Here is a 15151-nt window from a genome sequence, read left to right on the forward strand (position 1 = left end):
CAAGGGTAACATCTCATTAAGAAACACATTCGTGCGTTAATTGAAACAGTAAGAGGTCAGCATGATAAATATGGCTAAAGGTAAATTAATTGCAGCGCCAACGCCTATGGCCGGCTTAGCTTTGGGGATTGCTAGTTTAGGCTGGTGTTGGGAAAACTTCGCCAATTTAAATGGTTATGGTCAACTGATAGGCGCGGCGATTGCCAGCGTGTTACTTCTGCTGTTAGCGATGAAGTTTGTCGTCTTGTCCGATACCTTAAAAGAGGATTTAGCCCATCCCGTGATTGGTAGTGTGGTCCCCACATTTGCCATGGCGACTATGGTAGTGTCTAACTCGGTAGGGCAGTTTTATTTACTCGCAGGCGATGCGTTATGGTTATTTGCCGTTGGCTTACATATCGTATTTTTAATAAGCTTTTTATATCACAGAGCGAAAGCATTCGAACTCCATCACATGGTGCCCAGTTGGTTTATACCGCCCGTAGGGATTATCGTTGCCGACGTGTCATTTTCGGGTACGCCACAATTAGCCTTAATTGCCCATATCGCCTTAATCTTTGGTATGGCGACGTATGCTGTGATGTTACCGCTGATGATCTATCGTTTGATGTTTAGCCATGAAGTGCCCGATGCGGCCAAACCAACTTTGGCCGTGTTAGCCGCCCCCGCCAGTTTGTCATTAGCAGGATATTTAACCGTATCGGCTACGCCATCACCTATCATTATCGCCTTACTATTTGGCATTGCAGTGTTGATGACCAGCGTTATCTACCTGGCATTTATTAAATTACTTACCCTGCCATTTAGCCCCGGCTACGCAGCGTTTACTTTCCCTATGGTGATAGGCTCTACCGCATTATTCAAAATGGTCACCTGGATGGAAACGACCAATATAGCAGTGAATTATATTGATCAAGTACGCCGATTAGCGCAGTTAGAACTAGTCATCGCAACCGTGGTAGTGGCCTATGTGGCAATACGATATCTGTATTTTTATCAGCCGTTTAGGGTGAAAACGATGGTTAGTTAGCGTTTTTGGGATAGGTTTTCGAGGCACCATTGGGCTTAAAACATTTTTATATGAAAGTGGCTTAGGAGGTTTTTTGAAAAGGTTTACCAGCCCTACTAAAATAATGCGTCTAGTGAATAGGAATGTTTACCCTGACCCCACTAAATTCCCAATGAAGTCAAATCGAAGAAATAGAATATTAGGTGTAAGCGCGGCTGTGACCGTCGATGGCAGGGATGCCATCGTTGAGCTTACAGGGACGTACTTGCAGCGTGCCACAGAAGTGCTTGCACATAAGGTGGCTATTTCACATCCATGTGATCGCGTCATTCGTATATCCTATACATCCCTGCCAGCGTGACATTTGTTAATCCAAACGGAGTTTGTAAATACGAAAGGGAACCTGCGGTCTGAATCTGCTGTGGGCGAAGCACTACTAGGTTGATTTGTTTAACATGGCCAACAAACTTTAACGCAGCACTTAGTTAGCCCTGATCTGTTTTAGCGCAGCAATCAGTACATCATGGTCGCTTACTCATACGCGAACTATTATGTTCACTCTTAGGTCCGGTAAAGCACTTTTACCACATGCCAACCAAACTTTGTTTTGACTAAATGCGGCGTGATGAGCTCGCCACTAAAACAGACCTTATCAAATGGTGGTACCATTTGGCCTTGTTTAAATTCACCTAAACTGCCGCCTTTTTTACCCGATGGACAGCTAGAGTGTTGCTTTGCAAGCACATCAAATTTAGCGCCTTTTTTAAGTTTAGCCATAATGTCATCGGCCAACTCTTTGTGTTTGACCAAAATGTGTAATGCGCTAGCAGTGCGTGCCATGATGTGAACCTTTTATAAAATGTCGCTAATGACGGCATTATATCATTGCTTATGCCTGTTGCTAACCTTGCAAACTGAATGATATTTATATGCTTAATTCGCCCGAATTAAGCATAATGGTGCTGGCATATCACTTTATGCTACTGACTGATTTTACAAAATAAACACTTATCATTTTTCCTTAAGAAAGCCTTAAGATTGGCCCGATAGATTGCCAGTATAGGGTTTATAAGGATTAATCATGCCAGCCATCCATAATCAAATTTCGTTACTGTCTTTTCGAAAAACCATCAATGCATTGTGCTTATGCTGTAGCGCTTTGTGGGTGATGACGTTTGCACATTCAAGCATTGCTGCGCCCGCATTAAATTATGCTGTGCAAAATGTTAAGGGTGAAACCGTTAACCTGTCAGAGTTTGCGGGCAAAGTGGTGTATGTCGACTTTTGGTCGTCCTGGTGTGGCCCTTGCCGCAAATCTTTCCCTTGGATGAACGAGATGCACGCCAAATATGCCGCCAAAGGTTTAGCTGTGGTGGCGATTAATTTAGATGTTGAACCTGAGCTTGCTGCGCAGTTTTTAACAAAGTTACCCGCGAGTTTTCCTGTGCGTTACAACCCCGAAGGCGATGTGGCGAGATCATTTGATTTACAAGGCATGCCGAGCAGCTTTTTGTTCAATCGCCAGGGCGAATTAGTGCAAAAGCATGTGGGTTTTTATGATGATAAAAAAGCCCTGTATGAGCAAGAAATTCAACAGTTGTTGGTGGAGTAGTTTATGAAAAACAATTTGATTCGATTCAATATTAAAGCTGGACTCGCTATTGTTATTTTAACCGGTTTATCGGCTTGCTCAACCTTAGGTGTTGAGCCCTGGGAAAAAGATCAACTTGCAAGAGCTGATATGGCTCTAGACAGTGAAAAGCTTGATATGGCCTTAGATGATCATATTTATTTTAGTAAAGAAGGCACCAGTGGTGGTCGCTCATTAGCGGGCGGAGGTTGCGGATGCAATTAACTCAAAAACGCAATATAGCTGGCGCCATAGCCATGGCGAGTTGCAGCTTAATTAACCCTAGTGCTCAAGCGACAGACCTTAATGACACCGTAAAATCAGACGATTGGAAAGTAGATGCCGCCATTATGTATTACGGCGAGCAAGATAGAGTGCAAGCCGCTGAAGTGATCGGCAATGTGCAGAAATCGTTTGGCGATAGCTCATTATTGGACATGAAGCTGGTAGTAGACAGTTTAACGGGTGCATCGGCGTCAGGTGCGGTGGCGCAGGACAGTAGCCAAACCTTTACTCGCCCTTCTGGTAATGGTGAATATACCGTTACCCCTGGTGAAACGCCGCTTGATGACACTTTCCACGATACGCGCGTGCAATTAAGCGCGAACTGGATGGAAGTACTTAATCCAGATTGGACCTTAAACGTGGGCTTAAATGGCTCAACCGAATTTGACTATTTATCGTTAGGTTTAAATGCGGGTCTTGAGCGTAGCTTTAATAAAAACAACACAATAGTGGCGTTATCAGGGGCGTTTACCCAAGATACTATTGATGCTGTAGGTGGCAGACCTGTGGCGTTATCTGAAATGGCACTGAGATCTAAATATGATACTGAAGCCGCGTTTCAAGCGGCATTTGATGACACGCGTCAATCGGGTACCGATGACAAGCAAACGATTGACCTAATGCTTGGGGTAACCCAAAACATTAATCGCTTTTGGTTAATGCAAGCTAACTATGGTATTTCGAATGTGTCGGGTTACATGAGCGACCCATACAAGGTGTTATCTCAAGTGGATAACAGCGGTACCACACAGGCGTACCTATATGAGAATCGCCCTGAAGATCGCTTAAAACACAGTGTGTTTTTAATGACCAAAGGCGCGTTAGATTCTGGTGTAGTTGATTTTTCTTATCGCTACAGTACCGATGATTGGGATATTTCATCACATACCTTGGAAACCCATTATCGTTATTATTTGAGCCCGAGTATTTATGCTCAGATACACCTACGTTACTACCAACAACAAGCAGCAAACTTTTATCAGCCATTTTTGTTTGCGGATGAGCCATTACCTGAATTTGCCAGCGCAGATTATCGTATTGGTGATATGACCGCGTATACGGTGGGATTAAAGTTTGGCCAACGGTTATCTGGCGGACATGAATTAAGCTACCGTTTAGAGTACTACCAGCAAAACCCAGAAAATAATGGCACTGAGTTAATTGGGCAGTTGAATCAATTTGAACAATTCCCTGCGGTGAAAGCGATTGTGGCACAAGTGAGTTATTCGTTTTAAGATGAACACATAATGTGTTTGTGGACAATGCGCTAATGAGCGGTGCCAATTTGAGTGCTAATCAGACTTATGATGCCAATCAAACCCCTTCAGCGACTTTACAGAGTCGCAGTTGGGGTTTTTTAGGGTGTTTTCGCGCTATGGCAAGCCCTTGTGAGCTATTAATGGCAACAGATAACGCCGATATAGCCCAAGCTATGTTGGATATTGCCCACAAGGAAGCCATTCGCATAGAGCAAAAATATAGCCGCTTTTTAAGTCATAACCCCCTATGGCAGATAAATAATGCCCAAGGTGCTGCTACCCCTATCGATACAGAAACCCTACAATTGCTAACGTTTGCCCAGCAATGCTACCAATTAAGTGATGGCGACTTTGACATCAGTGCAGGGCCATTAATGCGCTTATGGCGCTTTGATGGGCAGTCTTCGATACCGGATGACGCGACCATTACTCAGGCTAAAGCAAATGTTAATTTTGCTAAGGTCTATTTTGATCAAGCTAATATTCAGATGCCGGCGGCAATGAACCTTGATTTTGGCGGTATTGGCAAAGAATATGCGGTTGATAAAGTGGCTCATTTATTAGCGGCTCAGTGGCCGGATATTTCGGTATTAGTGAATTTTGGCGGCGATATTCATTGCTTAGTTGAGAAATCACACTCCCCTTGGCAAGTTGGTATCGAAAACCCTAACGCCTTAGATAATGCCGCAGCGGTGCTTAATATTAACCAGGGAGCGCTTGCCACCAGTGGTGACACGCGCCGTTTTATTGAAGTGAATGGCAAACGTTATGGGCATATTATTAGCCCAACAACGGGCTATCCAGTCGTTAATGCGCCCCGCTCTGTCACCGTACTAGGGCCTAATTGTGTCACCGCCGGAATGTTAGCCACCATGGCGATGTTACAGGGCGCGAATGCTGAGTTATTTTTAGAACAACAGTCAGTGAAATTTACAGTATTTAGATAATTGAGTGAATCAAAAAGGACAAGGTCATGCGGGTGCTACTGGTTGAAGACAATGCATTATTAGCGCAGGGAGTGTGCTTAAGTTTATCTAAGCTTGGTATGCAAGTGGATCATCTCTCAACATATCAACAAGCCTTAACGGCAGTGGATTATGAAGACTTTAGCGTGATTATTCTTGATTTAGGCTTACCAGACGGTGATGGCGCTGATTTACTTAAGCGTTGGCGCAAAAACGGGGTGTCTATTCCGACTATTGTGCTGACCGCTAATACTGATTTTGATATGCGCCTGGCCTGTTTAGATATGGGTGCCGATGATTACCTAAGTAAACCTTTTGACGTGAGAGAGTTAGCGGCAAGGTTGCGCGCTATTGTGAGACGACAGCATGGCCTAGATCATAATCAATTTGAGTATGGTGCATTAAGTATCGACTTTTCTAAATGTGAAGTGCATTTTCGTGGTGAACTCGTTCATCTTTCGCGACGAGAATATCAATTATTACTTGAGTTTGCTCAGTCCGCAGGGCGAGTGTTAACGCGCTCTCAACTTGAACAATTAACCTATGGCTGGGATGAGGTTGGCAGTAACTCTATCGAAGTGCATATTCATCATTTACGTAAGAAAATGGCTAACGAACTCATCAAAACAGTGCGCGGTATTGGTTATACCTTAGTTGAGGTTGTTTAATGTCGGTAAAATCGAATCGGGGTTTAAGCTCGCTGTACTCGCTGCGCATGCTAATGGGCGTTGCTATGGTAACGGCCATTATCATTACCGTGGCTATCACTAATTTACTCAGCCGAGATGATGCTAGCAGACAAATAGAAGAGTTATTTGATGCGCAAATGCTGCAAACAGCCAAAGTGCTGGAATTGTTTTATGTGAGTGAGTTTACCGACGTAAAAATTAAACAACTTATTCAACAGCCTATAAAACTGCATGTGCAACAAACCGATATTGAAACCTTTGCAGAGCAATCAACCACAGCCAACTTGATGTATGAAAACAAAATGTCTTTTCAACTGTTGAGCGAGTCAGGGGAATTATTAGTTTATTCAGATAGCTCCGGTGAGAAATCACTAAGTCGTTTGGTTCAGGGGTATGAGTTACGCAACATTGATAATGCCTTGTGGCACGTGTTTAGCTATTTTTCCAAAACACATAGGATATGGATTGTTACTGCACAAAGTGAGGATGTTCGCGAAGAGTTGTTAGCTAAGATGATGTCGAATACCTGGACCGTGCCGTTCCTTGTGATGCCGGTCGTGTTGTTGGTGTTTCTATTGATTACTTATTACTTATTTAAACCAGTCAAAACCCTCGAAGCTAATTTACTGACGCGCGCGCCACAGGATTTATCGCCCATCAATATTGCTCTGCCTACTGAATTAATTCCGGTGCAGCGGGCTTTAAACGATTATATCCACCGTATATCACAGGCAATGCAGCGGGAAAGGCGTTTTAGTGCTGATGCCGCCCACGAGCTCAAAACCCCATTAGCTATTGTGAAGCTGCACCACAATGGTTTAAGGGATTTATATGGTGACACTGTTGAACAATTAGTCACTGAACCACAACAGGCGCAACTTCACTTAAGTGCTATTGAGCAAGGTGTGGATCGTATGAGCCATATGGTTGAACAGTTATTGTTGTTGTCCAGAGTCGATGCTATTGAGGCGCTTAATTTACAACAGTGTAGGGTGAGTGACATCATTGAGGCATCGATAAACCAGCTTATTACTATTATCGCCGACTACGAATGGCAGATTGATATTTGTCCTTCTATTATTGCCACGGTTGATGAGTTTTATATGGAGTTAGTGTGTAAAAATTTGATAGAAAATGCCTGTAAGTATAGTCCTAAAGAGTCGATTATTAGTATTCAAGCCATTGAGCAAGATAACAAGATTATCTTAAAGTTTGCTGATTCAGGTAAGGGAATGAGTGAGACGCAAATCGCACGAGCAAAAGAGCGATTTTATCGGGTGGATGAAAATGACTCCCAAGGTGCTGGTTTGGGATTATCGATTTGCCAGCACATTATTAGTCTACATGGCGGTGAGCTTAATTTGGCAGCCAACCAACCTAAAGGCTTAGTCGTCAGTATGTCATGGCCAAACGCAACACAATAGACAGCGCGGATAACGTAGTAGCCGAATAAATTAGTTTGGACTAATTTATCTCTACAGACGTACAATGAAGTTATTTGTTAGACTGCATGGCTGATCAAAATACGCGTTTGCAATGAGCTATTGCAATAAACTGTCATAATGTTCAGTCACAATCATCGAACCTTATTTTTATACAGTGGCTTTCTATGATGCCGCTGCAACTTCACTTATCGTTAAGGAACAAACATGATCACTCAAGGACAAACTTTACCAGCGGGTACATTAGGTCAATTAACTAAAGACGGCATGGTAAACCATAACGTTACTGAGCTATTCGCGGATAAAAAGGTGGTTTTATTTGCCGTACCAGGTGCATTTACGCCAACGTGTTCAGAAGCACATTTACCGGGTTTTGTGGTATTAGCGGATCAGCTTAAAGCCAAAGGTGTTGATTTAATTGCGTGTGTATCAGTTAACGATGCATTCGTGATGAAAGCCTGGGGCGAAGCGCAAAATGCATCAGAATTAATGATGCTTGCAGACGGTGATGCTAGCTTTACTAAAGCGTTAGGTTTAGAAATGGATACCGCAGGTTTTGGTGGTGTTCGTTCACAACGTTATGCCATGGTGATTGATAAAGGTGTGGTTAGCGTATTAAACGTTGAAGCGGCTAAGTCATTTGAAGTCAGTACTGCAGAAGCGGTACTAGCTGCCCTATAAGTTTCCCTTTCATCACTTTAACGTGATGATGAACTAAAAAAGCACGCCATCATGACATTGATGGCGTGCTTTTTTATTTTAACGGCCTGTATAGCATGTGTATTAGGTGTACCTGAAACAATGTTAATGCAAAAAGAATTGATCTAAATCAAATAGATGTTTAACATGCCATAAAACGTTTATATGAAATACATGTTAAGGGTGATTTATGTTAGATCAACATACAAAAGAGATTGTTAAAAGCACTATTCCGTTATTAGAGTCAGCAGGCCCAGCCTTAACTCAACACTTTTACCAACGTATGTTTTCCCATAATCCTGAATTAAAAGATGTGTTTAACTTAGCGCATCAACACACAGGAGGGCAGCCAGTAGCCTTGTTCAATGCCGTAGCCGCTTACGCTAAAAATATTGATAACCTGGAGGCTTTAGGCTCAGCGGTCGAACGTATTGCCCATAAGCACACGGGGTTTTTAATTAAGCCAGAGCAATATGCAATCGTCGGTGGTCACTTATTAGCAACCTTAAAAGAGTTAGGTGGCGATGCGGTGACTGAAGAAGTGTTAACGGCGTGGGGTAAGGCTTACGGTTTTCTTGCTGATATCTTTATTAATCGTGAGGCGCAGTTATATCAGCAAACAGCTGCCAAAAAAGGCGGCTGGCAAGGCACTCGTCGTTTCGTTATTAAAGCAAAGCAAGCTGAATCTTCAGTTATCACCTCATTATTACTTGTACCTGAAGATGGTTTGCCGGTTGTTGAGTTTATCCCTGGACAATATCTCAGCTTATCAATTAATAACAGTCAACTAGAGCATCAAGAAATTCGTCAATATTCGCTTTCGGATGCACCGAATGGTGACTCATATCGCATCAGTGTTAAGCGAGAGTCTGCAGGTAAAGTGTCTAATTTGTTGCATGACTATTATCAAGAGGGCGATGTAATTGACGTTGTCGCGCCAGCGGGGGATTTTGTGCTTACCGCCACCAACGATACACCTGTGGTGTTGTTATCTGCTGGAGTGGGATTAACGCCAATGAAGAGTATGTTGAACCAACTGCTATTAAAGTTACACAGTAGCAATATCACTTGGGTACATGCCTGTGAAGACGGAGATCAACATGCCTTTAAAGTGTGTACCTCGGATCAGGTGGCACAGAATATTCATTTAGATCGTTATGTGTGGTATCGCAAGCCAATAGCCACAGATTTACCTGCTGAAGACTATGATTTTGAAGGTACTATTGAATTAGCAAAAATTGCCCAGCGCATATTACCTAACGCACAATATTATTTCTGTGGTCCTATTGGATTTATGAAAGTGGTCAAACAGCAATTATTGGCGCTGAATGTGCCAGAGGGGCAGTTACACTATGAAGTGTTCGGCCCACATTCAGACCTGTAATCGACTTTATGTGAATCCTATGTAAGTAAAATGGACGCTAAAAGCGTCCATTTTTTGTATAAACTGTACTATTAAAAGCTAGAAATAGTGAATATATTCCGCGCCAACACGGTACAACACATCATCAAAACCTATTAAATCTAACTCATAATCACGGCTGACATATTCGGTTGCGAAATGCAGTAAATTGTTCTGGTTGCCTAACGGCACAATAACGCCAAATTTTAAGTGATCTACTTTATAAAATTGATTGTCGTCATACGCCCACTCACCAGAGAAATGGCTGTAGGACGCAGTTATTTGTACGCCACTGTTGGTAAAGGTATACCCATTGTTCCATTCAACAAAGTAACCTAGACCAGAGCGGCCAAGTACATCAACACCGTGGCCAAGTTCTTGGCGAGGCCAATCATCATCTTTTTCTTCTTCGCTATAACCCGCACCGAGTACAAAGCCAAGATCGTAATGATTAACGTCAGTAAAACGACGATTTAAGCCTAAACCAGCAATGGCTAATATTTCAAACTCTTCTAGTTGCTGGCTATTGTAATGGCCTTCAACTCGGGCGTGGGCACTGACGATATATTGCTGCTGATCACCAAAACTGGTAAAAGGACGATAATAATGGAGCTTAGCATCCATAGAGTTACGATAGCGGTCGTCATCGTACTTTTCAGAGTCTTTTTCGTAGTAATAGGTTGCCCGTGCGCGAATATAGTTTTCATCTAGCTTGAACCCATTATTGTAACGGCGATCATCCCAAATGATTGAAAACCCACCACCGCGCGACATTGAGCTATATTCTGAGTCTGGATATGATTCAAGACCGACAATAACCGACGCGGCTAATGGCAAGGCCTTTTCTTCAGCCATAACAGAGGTACTGATATTGGCCAATAGTAAACTACTGAGTACTGACACTATCAATTTCATATTTTGGATAACCTTTTTCAATGTAAACGCAATGTGTTACCAAATGATAACATCTTGAGGGTAAATATCATTATAAAAAAGAGGGATTAAGCGGTAAGTAAGTGTTAGCTTTTGATCATGTTTTGGGTAATAAAACCCGGGCAATTAATCCACCATCAGCTCGATTTGCCAAACTCACTTTGCCATTATGGCGGTCGATAATACGCTTAATAATGGCCAAACCCAGCCCTGACCCCACGCTACCACGCGCACTGTCACCTTGGGTAAAAGGCTGGAAAAGTGTTTCTGCTGTCGCTTCATCAATACCAGGGCCATCATCCTCTACCGAAAAACCGATAAATGCACCTTGTTGGAAGGATGATATTTTTACCCAGCCATTACCGTATCTAAAGGCATTTTCTACCAGGTTACTCAGTACCCGCTTAATCGCTACGGGGTGAATAAGAATTTCCGGACATTCGCTTAAGTTTGTTTCTAGTACACCGGAACGATGACTTTCTTGCTGACTTATCTCTTGAATTAACTGATTAACTTGAAACAATTCACGTTCAACATCTTCATCATTGCGGATATAAGCAATAAATTGGGTGATGATGGCGTCCATGTCTTCTATATCACCGACAATGCCGTCTTTTAAATATTGGTCATCTTCCACCATCATTTCTGATGCAAGGCGAATCCTGGTTAAAGGAGTACGCAAATCGTGAGATATTCCGGCCATCAGTAGGGCGCGGTCTTGTTCTAGTTGTTTCATGCTGTGCGCCATTTGATTAAACGCATGGGTCACTTCAACGATTTCCGTTGAACCACTTAAGGGTAAAGGGTCGGGGAATTGGCCTTTTGATACCGCAAAAGCGGCCTTTTGTAATCGTTTTAAGGGTTTGTTTTGTTTGCGAGCAAACAGCCAACCGCCAGCGACACTGAGTGCTCCGATAACCAGCAAATATAATGTCAGTGGCGATAAGTCAGATTCGTTAATGCTAGTCAGCGGTACTTTTATCCACAATTTAGGCGCTTGCGGTGGGCGGATCCAAACATTTAACGTCTCGCCTTGAGAAAAGCGCACTTCTGCTTCACCGCCTAAGTAGCCTGACATTTGCTCAGATAAAAAACCATAGTAAGCGGCATTGTCTAAACCTGCTTCACGGGCTTGCTTTAGATTGTAAACTGTCATGCCATCGTGACGAACTTTAGCGTTAAGTGCGTCAACCATGGACAGATGTTCACGACCAACGTCAACACCATCAACAAATAGAATATTGATTTGCCTAGCAATAAGCTGGTTAATTTGCTCATAACTGGGTTTAATAAAGTACACAGCAACTGACCAGTAAGACACCAGTTGATTGATCAGCAGCAAGCTACCAATCAATACCACGGTTTGACTAAAGGCGTTACGAGGTAAGAGGCGTTGCCACCACTTTAAGGCTAATTTGGCAGGTTCTGGCACGGTTTACTTACGCGCCGAACCGTCAGGCACAAACACATAGCCTAAACCCCATACCGTTTGAATATAACGTGGGTTGGCAGCATCTTTCTCTATTAATCGGCGTAAACGCGATACTTGCACATCAATCGAACGCTCTAGGGCAGAATAATCCCGTCCACGGGCTAAATTCATGAGTTTGTCGCGCGATAGTGGCTCACGAGGGTGGGAAACCAATACTTTTAATACCGCAAATTCGCCGCTAGTGAGTGCAATACTTTCATCACCATGGAACATTTCGCGGGTGGCTAAATTCAGTGAAAACTCACCAAACTCAATCATTTCTTCTTGCTGTGCAGGGGCGCCGGGTACATCAGTAATTTGTCGGCGCATTACCGCTTTAATGCGGGCAAGTAATTCACGGGGATTAAATGGTTTAGGTAAGTAATCATCGGCGCCTAGTTCTAGGCCAATAATGCGATCGACTTCATCGCCTTTTGCGGTAAGCATCACAATCGGGATCGGGTTTTCTTGCTGACGCAAGCGGCGACAAATAGATAAGCCATCTTCACCAGGTAACATTAAATCTAATACGAGTAAGTGAAAGTTTTCACGCTCAAGCAGTCTATTCATTTGCTCTGCATTGGCAGCGCTGCGTACTTGGTAGCCTTGCTCCATTAAATAACGTTCTAACAACGAACGCAGTCGCATATCGTCATCAACAACGAGAATTTTAGATGTTTCTTGGCCCATGAAAATGTCCCTTTACCTTTAGCATTTTTGTTAATATAACCAGTTTACCGTCTGGCTAATAGTGCCTTAAAAGTAACTTTAGCTTGAAATAGCATTTTTATAACTATTTGTTATTAAATGCTATTGATTTTATTAGTTTTTAATTAATATCAATAAAAGTGTGAAAATTGTAACAAATCCCATTTTGTAGATAATTAACAAGGCTTTGTAAGCTAGGCATGCAAATTGTGTTACATGATTATGTTTAAAATAATCTTCCCCACAAAAACTCAGCGTTAATAGCTTGATCTGAACTGCTGTAAACTTGGGCGTAATAGCCGTTAGTAAAAATCACACAATAGCTGATATCAACCGCCAGTTTCTCAGGCCAATATCCAAAGGTGTGATGGCGCTCAAGTGCTTGGTATTGCTGACCGAGAATATCCACATCACCATACTCAGAGGATAAAGTGAGTAGGGTATTTGCTGCGGACAGTGAGTAATGGATCGGTTGGGTTACAAGGTCGTGAGTGAGCAAGTCGGTTTTGGTTATTTCTGGCAATTCTACAGGCTGCGCGACTAAAGATTGTTGTCGATAAAATACCAGCTCACTGGGAATAAACTGCAGTGCATCAGCCTGTTGCTTGATACGTCCCCAATGGTGGAAGCTGCTATTTGGTGAGTCGAGGTTGATAACAACATGGCGATAACTGGTATCAGGATTAATGTGCAGCAATGCCATTTGGTTTGCTGATTGATAAAGCCAGTCGCCTGTTATAGGCAGGTCATTATTGGGTAGAACACTACTTGGTAGGGCGCGATTAGGTAGAGCAATGTTCGTTAGCACGCTCGTCAGTAGGTTATTACTGAAGGCGAAACCGACATTAAAACACATTGATATAGGCAACATAATGACAAGTGTAAATAGCGGTTTAGGTCGATATTTATCAAATAAGTCTTTTAGCATTGAGTACATATAATTCCCTTTATGTGTACAAATAGAGGGTTAAGTATAGTTGATAAAATGGCACATAAAAAAAGAGCCTCATAAAGAGACTCAATTTTAGGTATTCATAAAGTATGATTTAAGTTGAGTTAGAAGCGGCCTACAACACCCAAACCAACATTATAACCATCAGCATCAGAATCAAGATCTTTTGATAAATCAAATGTAGCAGAGAATGCATCTGACATGCGTAACCAGTATGCGGTTTTAACCATAAAAGCATCATCAGAGCCAACATCCGCATAACCTAAACCCACAGACCAGGCTTTAGTCACATACCAATCTGCATTGATATTGATTAAGTCATCAGCATCTGTGTGAGTCCAAGATGCACCTAGGTCGATACCGGTTGTTGTTTCAAAATCAATAAAGCTACGCACTTCAGCACCGTACTGTGATTCAAAGTCATCACTGCCATCAATATAAAAAGCGGCTACTTTTGAGCTATCATTGAAAAAATAACCCCCATCCAGTTTGTAAACACTGCCACTATTATTGCCAAATTCTACACGTTGGAATTGACCACCAACGAACCATTTTGAATCAAACACATAAGTACCATCAAAACCTAAAGTGTCCACATCGGCAGCGTCAAACATAGAATAGTTAGCGCCAACGTTAGATTTTTGCGCTAAAAAGCCGTTAAGTGCATAAGGGCCGTTTGCTTGGTCAACAGGGCTAACATAGTAGCGATATTTTGCATTCCAAATACCGTCGCCAAATTCTTCAGAGTTAGCGTTATAGCTTAAGCCCGCTTCGTGTTGAAACGCAGCATCTTGTGCAGCTACAGCAGGTAAGCCTACAAAACCTAATAATAACGCTAGAGCAGTAACATTTTTCATCAATCATTCCTTTATTTGATTATTTTTCGCTAGGTAATTCAAGCAAGGTCGGGGGGAGATAGACTGAACATACAAGATGTTTAATCCACTACATTTTTCTTCCAAAACATCATGTTTGTGAAGTGTGCTTTCCTAGCGGCGCAAACCATAAAGCAAATGAGGTTAAAAATAAAATGAAACTTATAAATTAATAAAAAACTTAGACTTTTTATAAATGTCAATCCACTAAATAGAATGGGTTTTACTGTTGGCATTCTACTTTGTAATTAGTTTTATGTGCTATTCCGCTGCATTGAGCTAATCGTGATATATTGCGCTATTGAATTTTTTATCCTCTAACTGTGATTATAAAATTATTATGAGAACGGCGATTGTGACCCGCGAAGGGTTTGAAAAACTCCAGCAAGAACTGCATTTTTTGTGGCGTGAAGAGCGACCTGAAATCACTAAAAAAGTGGCTTGGGCCGCTAGCTTGGGCGATAGAAGTGAAAATGCTGATTATCAGTACAATAAGAAACGTCTGCGTGAAATTGATTGGCGAGTAAGGTATTTACGTAAAGCGATTGAAAACCTTAAAGTTGTTGATTATTCCCCTGAGCAAGAAGGCAAAGTCTTTTTTGGTGCTTGGGTAGAGATTGAAAACGATGACGGCCAACAACTGACACTGCGGGTGGTCGGTTATGATGAAATTTTTGGCCGCAAAAATTACATTTCGATAGATTCACCTATGGCACGTGCCTTGTTAAAAAAAGAAGTTGATGATGAAGCGATAGTCAGTACACCTGATGGTGATAAGTGCTGGTATATTAATAAGATATTTTATCGACAAGCTGAATAAGCTCATTTGAAA

The 15151-nt window shown here is 42.2% G+C and carries 16 protein-coding genes; 10 read left to right on the forward strand and 6 right to left on the reverse strand.

Annotated elements, in window-relative coordinates:
- Positions 1 to 61 precede the first annotated feature (61 nt).
- A complete protein-coding gene (locus ACRWQM_RS00790) occupies positions 62 to 1030 on the forward strand; it encodes a TDT family transporter (RefSeq protein WP_434930937.1) in 969 nt (322 codons plus the stop codon).
- A 540-nt stretch (positions 1031 to 1570) separates the two neighbouring features.
- On the opposite strand, the gene ppiC is transcribed toward ACRWQM_RS00790, so the two are convergent.
- Entirely contained in the window at positions 1571 to 1849 is a 279-nt protein-coding gene (gene ppiC / locus ACRWQM_RS00795; protein WP_226412588.1) for a peptidylprolyl isomerase PpiC, read from the reverse strand.
- A 328-nt stretch (positions 1850 to 2177) separates the two neighbouring features.
- Between ppiC and ACRWQM_RS00800 the strand changes: the two genes are divergently transcribed.
- The 8 genes from ACRWQM_RS00800 to hmpA all read left to right on the forward strand — a co-directional run bounded on the left by ACRWQM_RS00800 (position 2178) and on the right by hmpA (position 9362).
- Complete coding sequence (locus ACRWQM_RS00800) at positions 2178 to 2621, forward strand: TlpA family protein disulfide reductase (protein WP_226415796.1); 444 nt, start codon at positions 2178 to 2180, stop codon at positions 2619 to 2621.
- 3 nt (positions 2622 to 2624) lie between these two features.
- Entirely contained in the window at positions 2625 to 2864 is a 240-nt protein-coding gene (locus tag ACRWQM_RS00805) for a DUF4266 domain-containing protein (protein ID WP_226412590.1), read from the forward strand.
- Positions 2855 to 4159 carry a DUF3570 domain-containing protein gene (locus ACRWQM_RS00810; RefSeq protein WP_434930938.1) on the forward strand — a complete coding sequence of 435 codons (1305 nt, stop codon included), beginning with the start codon at positions 2855 to 2857 and terminating at the stop codon, positions 4157 to 4159. The genes ACRWQM_RS00805 and ACRWQM_RS00810 overlap by 10 nt, the downstream gene beginning before the upstream one ends.
- Before the next feature lie 140 nt (positions 4160 to 4299).
- A complete protein-coding gene (locus ACRWQM_RS00815; RefSeq protein WP_434931947.1) occupies positions 4300 to 5130 on the forward strand; it encodes an FAD:protein FMN transferase in 831 nt (276 codons plus the stop codon).
- Positions 5131 to 5156: 26 nt separating this feature from the next.
- A complete protein-coding gene (locus ACRWQM_RS00820; RefSeq protein ID WP_434927510.1) occupies positions 5157 to 5816 on the forward strand; it encodes a response regulator transcription factor in 660 nt (219 codons plus the stop codon).
- A complete protein-coding gene (locus tag ACRWQM_RS00825; protein WP_434930939.1) occupies positions 5816 to 7261 on the forward strand; it encodes an ATP-binding protein in 1446 nt (481 codons plus the stop codon). The genes ACRWQM_RS00820 and ACRWQM_RS00825 overlap by 1 nt, the downstream gene beginning before the upstream one ends.
- 225 nt (positions 7262 to 7486) lie before the next feature.
- On the forward strand, positions 7487 to 7960 hold the full coding sequence (locus ACRWQM_RS00830) for a peroxiredoxin (protein WP_226412597.1): 474 nt from the start codon (positions 7487 to 7489) through the stop codon (positions 7958 to 7960).
- A gap of 208 nt (positions 7961 to 8168) precedes the next feature.
- A complete protein-coding gene (gene hmpA, locus ACRWQM_RS00835; protein WP_434930940.1) occupies positions 8169 to 9362 on the forward strand; it encodes an NO-inducible flavohemoprotein in 1194 nt (397 codons plus the stop codon).
- A gap of 78 nt (positions 9363 to 9440) precedes the next feature.
- Here hmpA and ACRWQM_RS00840 read toward each other — a convergent pair whose 3' ends face one another.
- From ACRWQM_RS00840 to ACRWQM_RS00860, 5 genes are all read right to left on the reverse strand, one after another.
- Complete coding sequence (locus tag ACRWQM_RS00840; RefSeq protein ID WP_434930941.1) at positions 9441 to 10295, reverse strand: hypothetical protein; 855 nt, start codon at positions 10293 to 10295, stop codon at positions 9441 to 9443.
- 115 nt (positions 10296 to 10410) lie between these two features.
- Positions 10411 to 11745 (reverse strand): two-component system sensor histidine kinase EnvZ, encoded by a 1335-nt coding sequence (gene envZ / locus ACRWQM_RS00845; protein ID WP_434930942.1) that lies wholly within the window; start codon positions 11743 to 11745, stop codon positions 10411 to 10413.
- Positions 11746 to 11748: 3 nt separating this feature from the next.
- On the reverse strand, positions 11749 to 12474 hold the full coding sequence (gene ompR, locus ACRWQM_RS00850; protein ID WP_434927506.1) for an osmolarity response regulator transcription factor OmpR: 726 nt from the start codon (positions 12472 to 12474) through the stop codon (positions 11749 to 11751).
- A gap of 244 nt (positions 12475 to 12718) precedes the next feature.
- Entirely contained in the window at positions 12719 to 13429 is a 711-nt protein-coding gene (locus tag ACRWQM_RS00855) for a hypothetical protein (RefSeq protein ID WP_434930943.1), read from the reverse strand.
- A gap of 119 nt (positions 13430 to 13548) precedes the next feature.
- Positions 13549 to 14301 carry a putative porin gene (locus ACRWQM_RS00860; RefSeq protein WP_434930944.1) on the reverse strand — a complete coding sequence of 251 codons (753 nt, stop codon included), beginning with the start codon at positions 14299 to 14301 and terminating at the stop codon, positions 13549 to 13551.
- Between the two features lie 358 nt (positions 14302 to 14659).
- Between ACRWQM_RS00860 and greB the strand changes: the two genes are divergently transcribed.
- The gene (gene greB, locus ACRWQM_RS00865) at positions 14660 to 15139 is read left to right on the forward strand and encodes a transcription elongation factor GreB (protein WP_235087476.1); all 480 of its coding nucleotides are present in this window, start codon (positions 14660 to 14662) and stop codon (positions 15137 to 15139) included.
- The last annotated feature ends 12 nt before the right edge of the window (positions 15140 to 15151 follow it).

The sequence above is a fragment of the Shewanella sp. HL-SH5 genome (assembly GCF_051163755.1).
Taxonomy (GTDB): domain Bacteria; phylum Pseudomonadota; class Gammaproteobacteria; order Enterobacterales; family Shewanellaceae; genus Shewanella; species Shewanella glacialimarina.

What these genes read in the sequence shown, in the direction of transcription:
- ACRWQM_RS00815 (WP_434931947.1), top strand. Translation starts at nt 4,300, where the DNA reads ATGGCAAGCCCTTGTGAGCTATTAATGGCAACAGATAACGCCGATATA.
- ompR (WP_434927506.1), bottom strand. Translation starts at nt 12,474, where the DNA reads ATGGGCCAAGAAACATCTAAAATTCTCGTTGTTGATGACGATATGCGA.
- ACRWQM_RS00855 (WP_434930943.1), bottom strand. Translation starts at nt 13,429, where the DNA reads ATGTACTCAATGCTAAAAGACTTATTTGATAAATATCGACCTAAACCG.
- ACRWQM_RS00805 (WP_226412590.1), top strand. Translation starts at nt 2,625, where the DNA reads ATGAAAAACAATTTGATTCGATTCAATATTAAAGCTGGACTCGCTATT.
- ppiC (WP_226412588.1), bottom strand. Translation starts at nt 1,849, where the DNA reads ATGGCACGCACTGCTAGCGCATTACACATTTTGGTCAAACACAAAGAG.
- greB (WP_235087476.1), top strand. Translation starts at nt 14,660, where the DNA reads ATGAGAACGGCGATTGTGACCCGCGAAGGGTTTGAAAAACTCCAGCAA.
- ACRWQM_RS00840 (WP_434930941.1), bottom strand. Translation starts at nt 10,295, where the DNA reads ATGAAATTGATAGTGTCAGTACTCAGTAGTTTACTATTGGCCAATATC.
- hmpA (WP_434930940.1), top strand. Translation starts at nt 8,169, where the DNA reads ATGTTAGATCAACATACAAAAGAGATTGTTAAAAGCACTATTCCGTTA.
- ACRWQM_RS00800 (WP_226415796.1), top strand. Translation starts at nt 2,178, where the DNA reads ATGACGTTTGCACATTCAAGCATTGCTGCGCCCGCATTAAATTATGCT.
- ACRWQM_RS00825 (WP_434930939.1), top strand. Translation starts at nt 5,816, where the DNA reads ATGTCGGTAAAATCGAATCGGGGTTTAAGCTCGCTGTACTCGCTGCGC.
- ACRWQM_RS00830 (WP_226412597.1), top strand. Translation starts at nt 7,487, where the DNA reads ATGATCACTCAAGGACAAACTTTACCAGCGGGTACATTAGGTCAATTA.
- ACRWQM_RS00860 (WP_434930944.1), bottom strand. Translation starts at nt 14,301, where the DNA reads ATGAAAAATGTTACTGCTCTAGCGTTATTATTAGGTTTTGTAGGCTTA.
- ACRWQM_RS00790 (WP_434930937.1), top strand. Translation starts at nt 62, where the DNA reads ATGATAAATATGGCTAAAGGTAAATTAATTGCAGCGCCAACGCCTATG.
- ACRWQM_RS00820 (WP_434927510.1), top strand. Translation starts at nt 5,157, where the DNA reads ATGCGGGTGCTACTGGTTGAAGACAATGCATTATTAGCGCAGGGAGTG.
- ACRWQM_RS00810 (WP_434930938.1), top strand. Translation starts at nt 2,855, where the DNA reads ATGCAATTAACTCAAAAACGCAATATAGCTGGCGCCATAGCCATGGCG.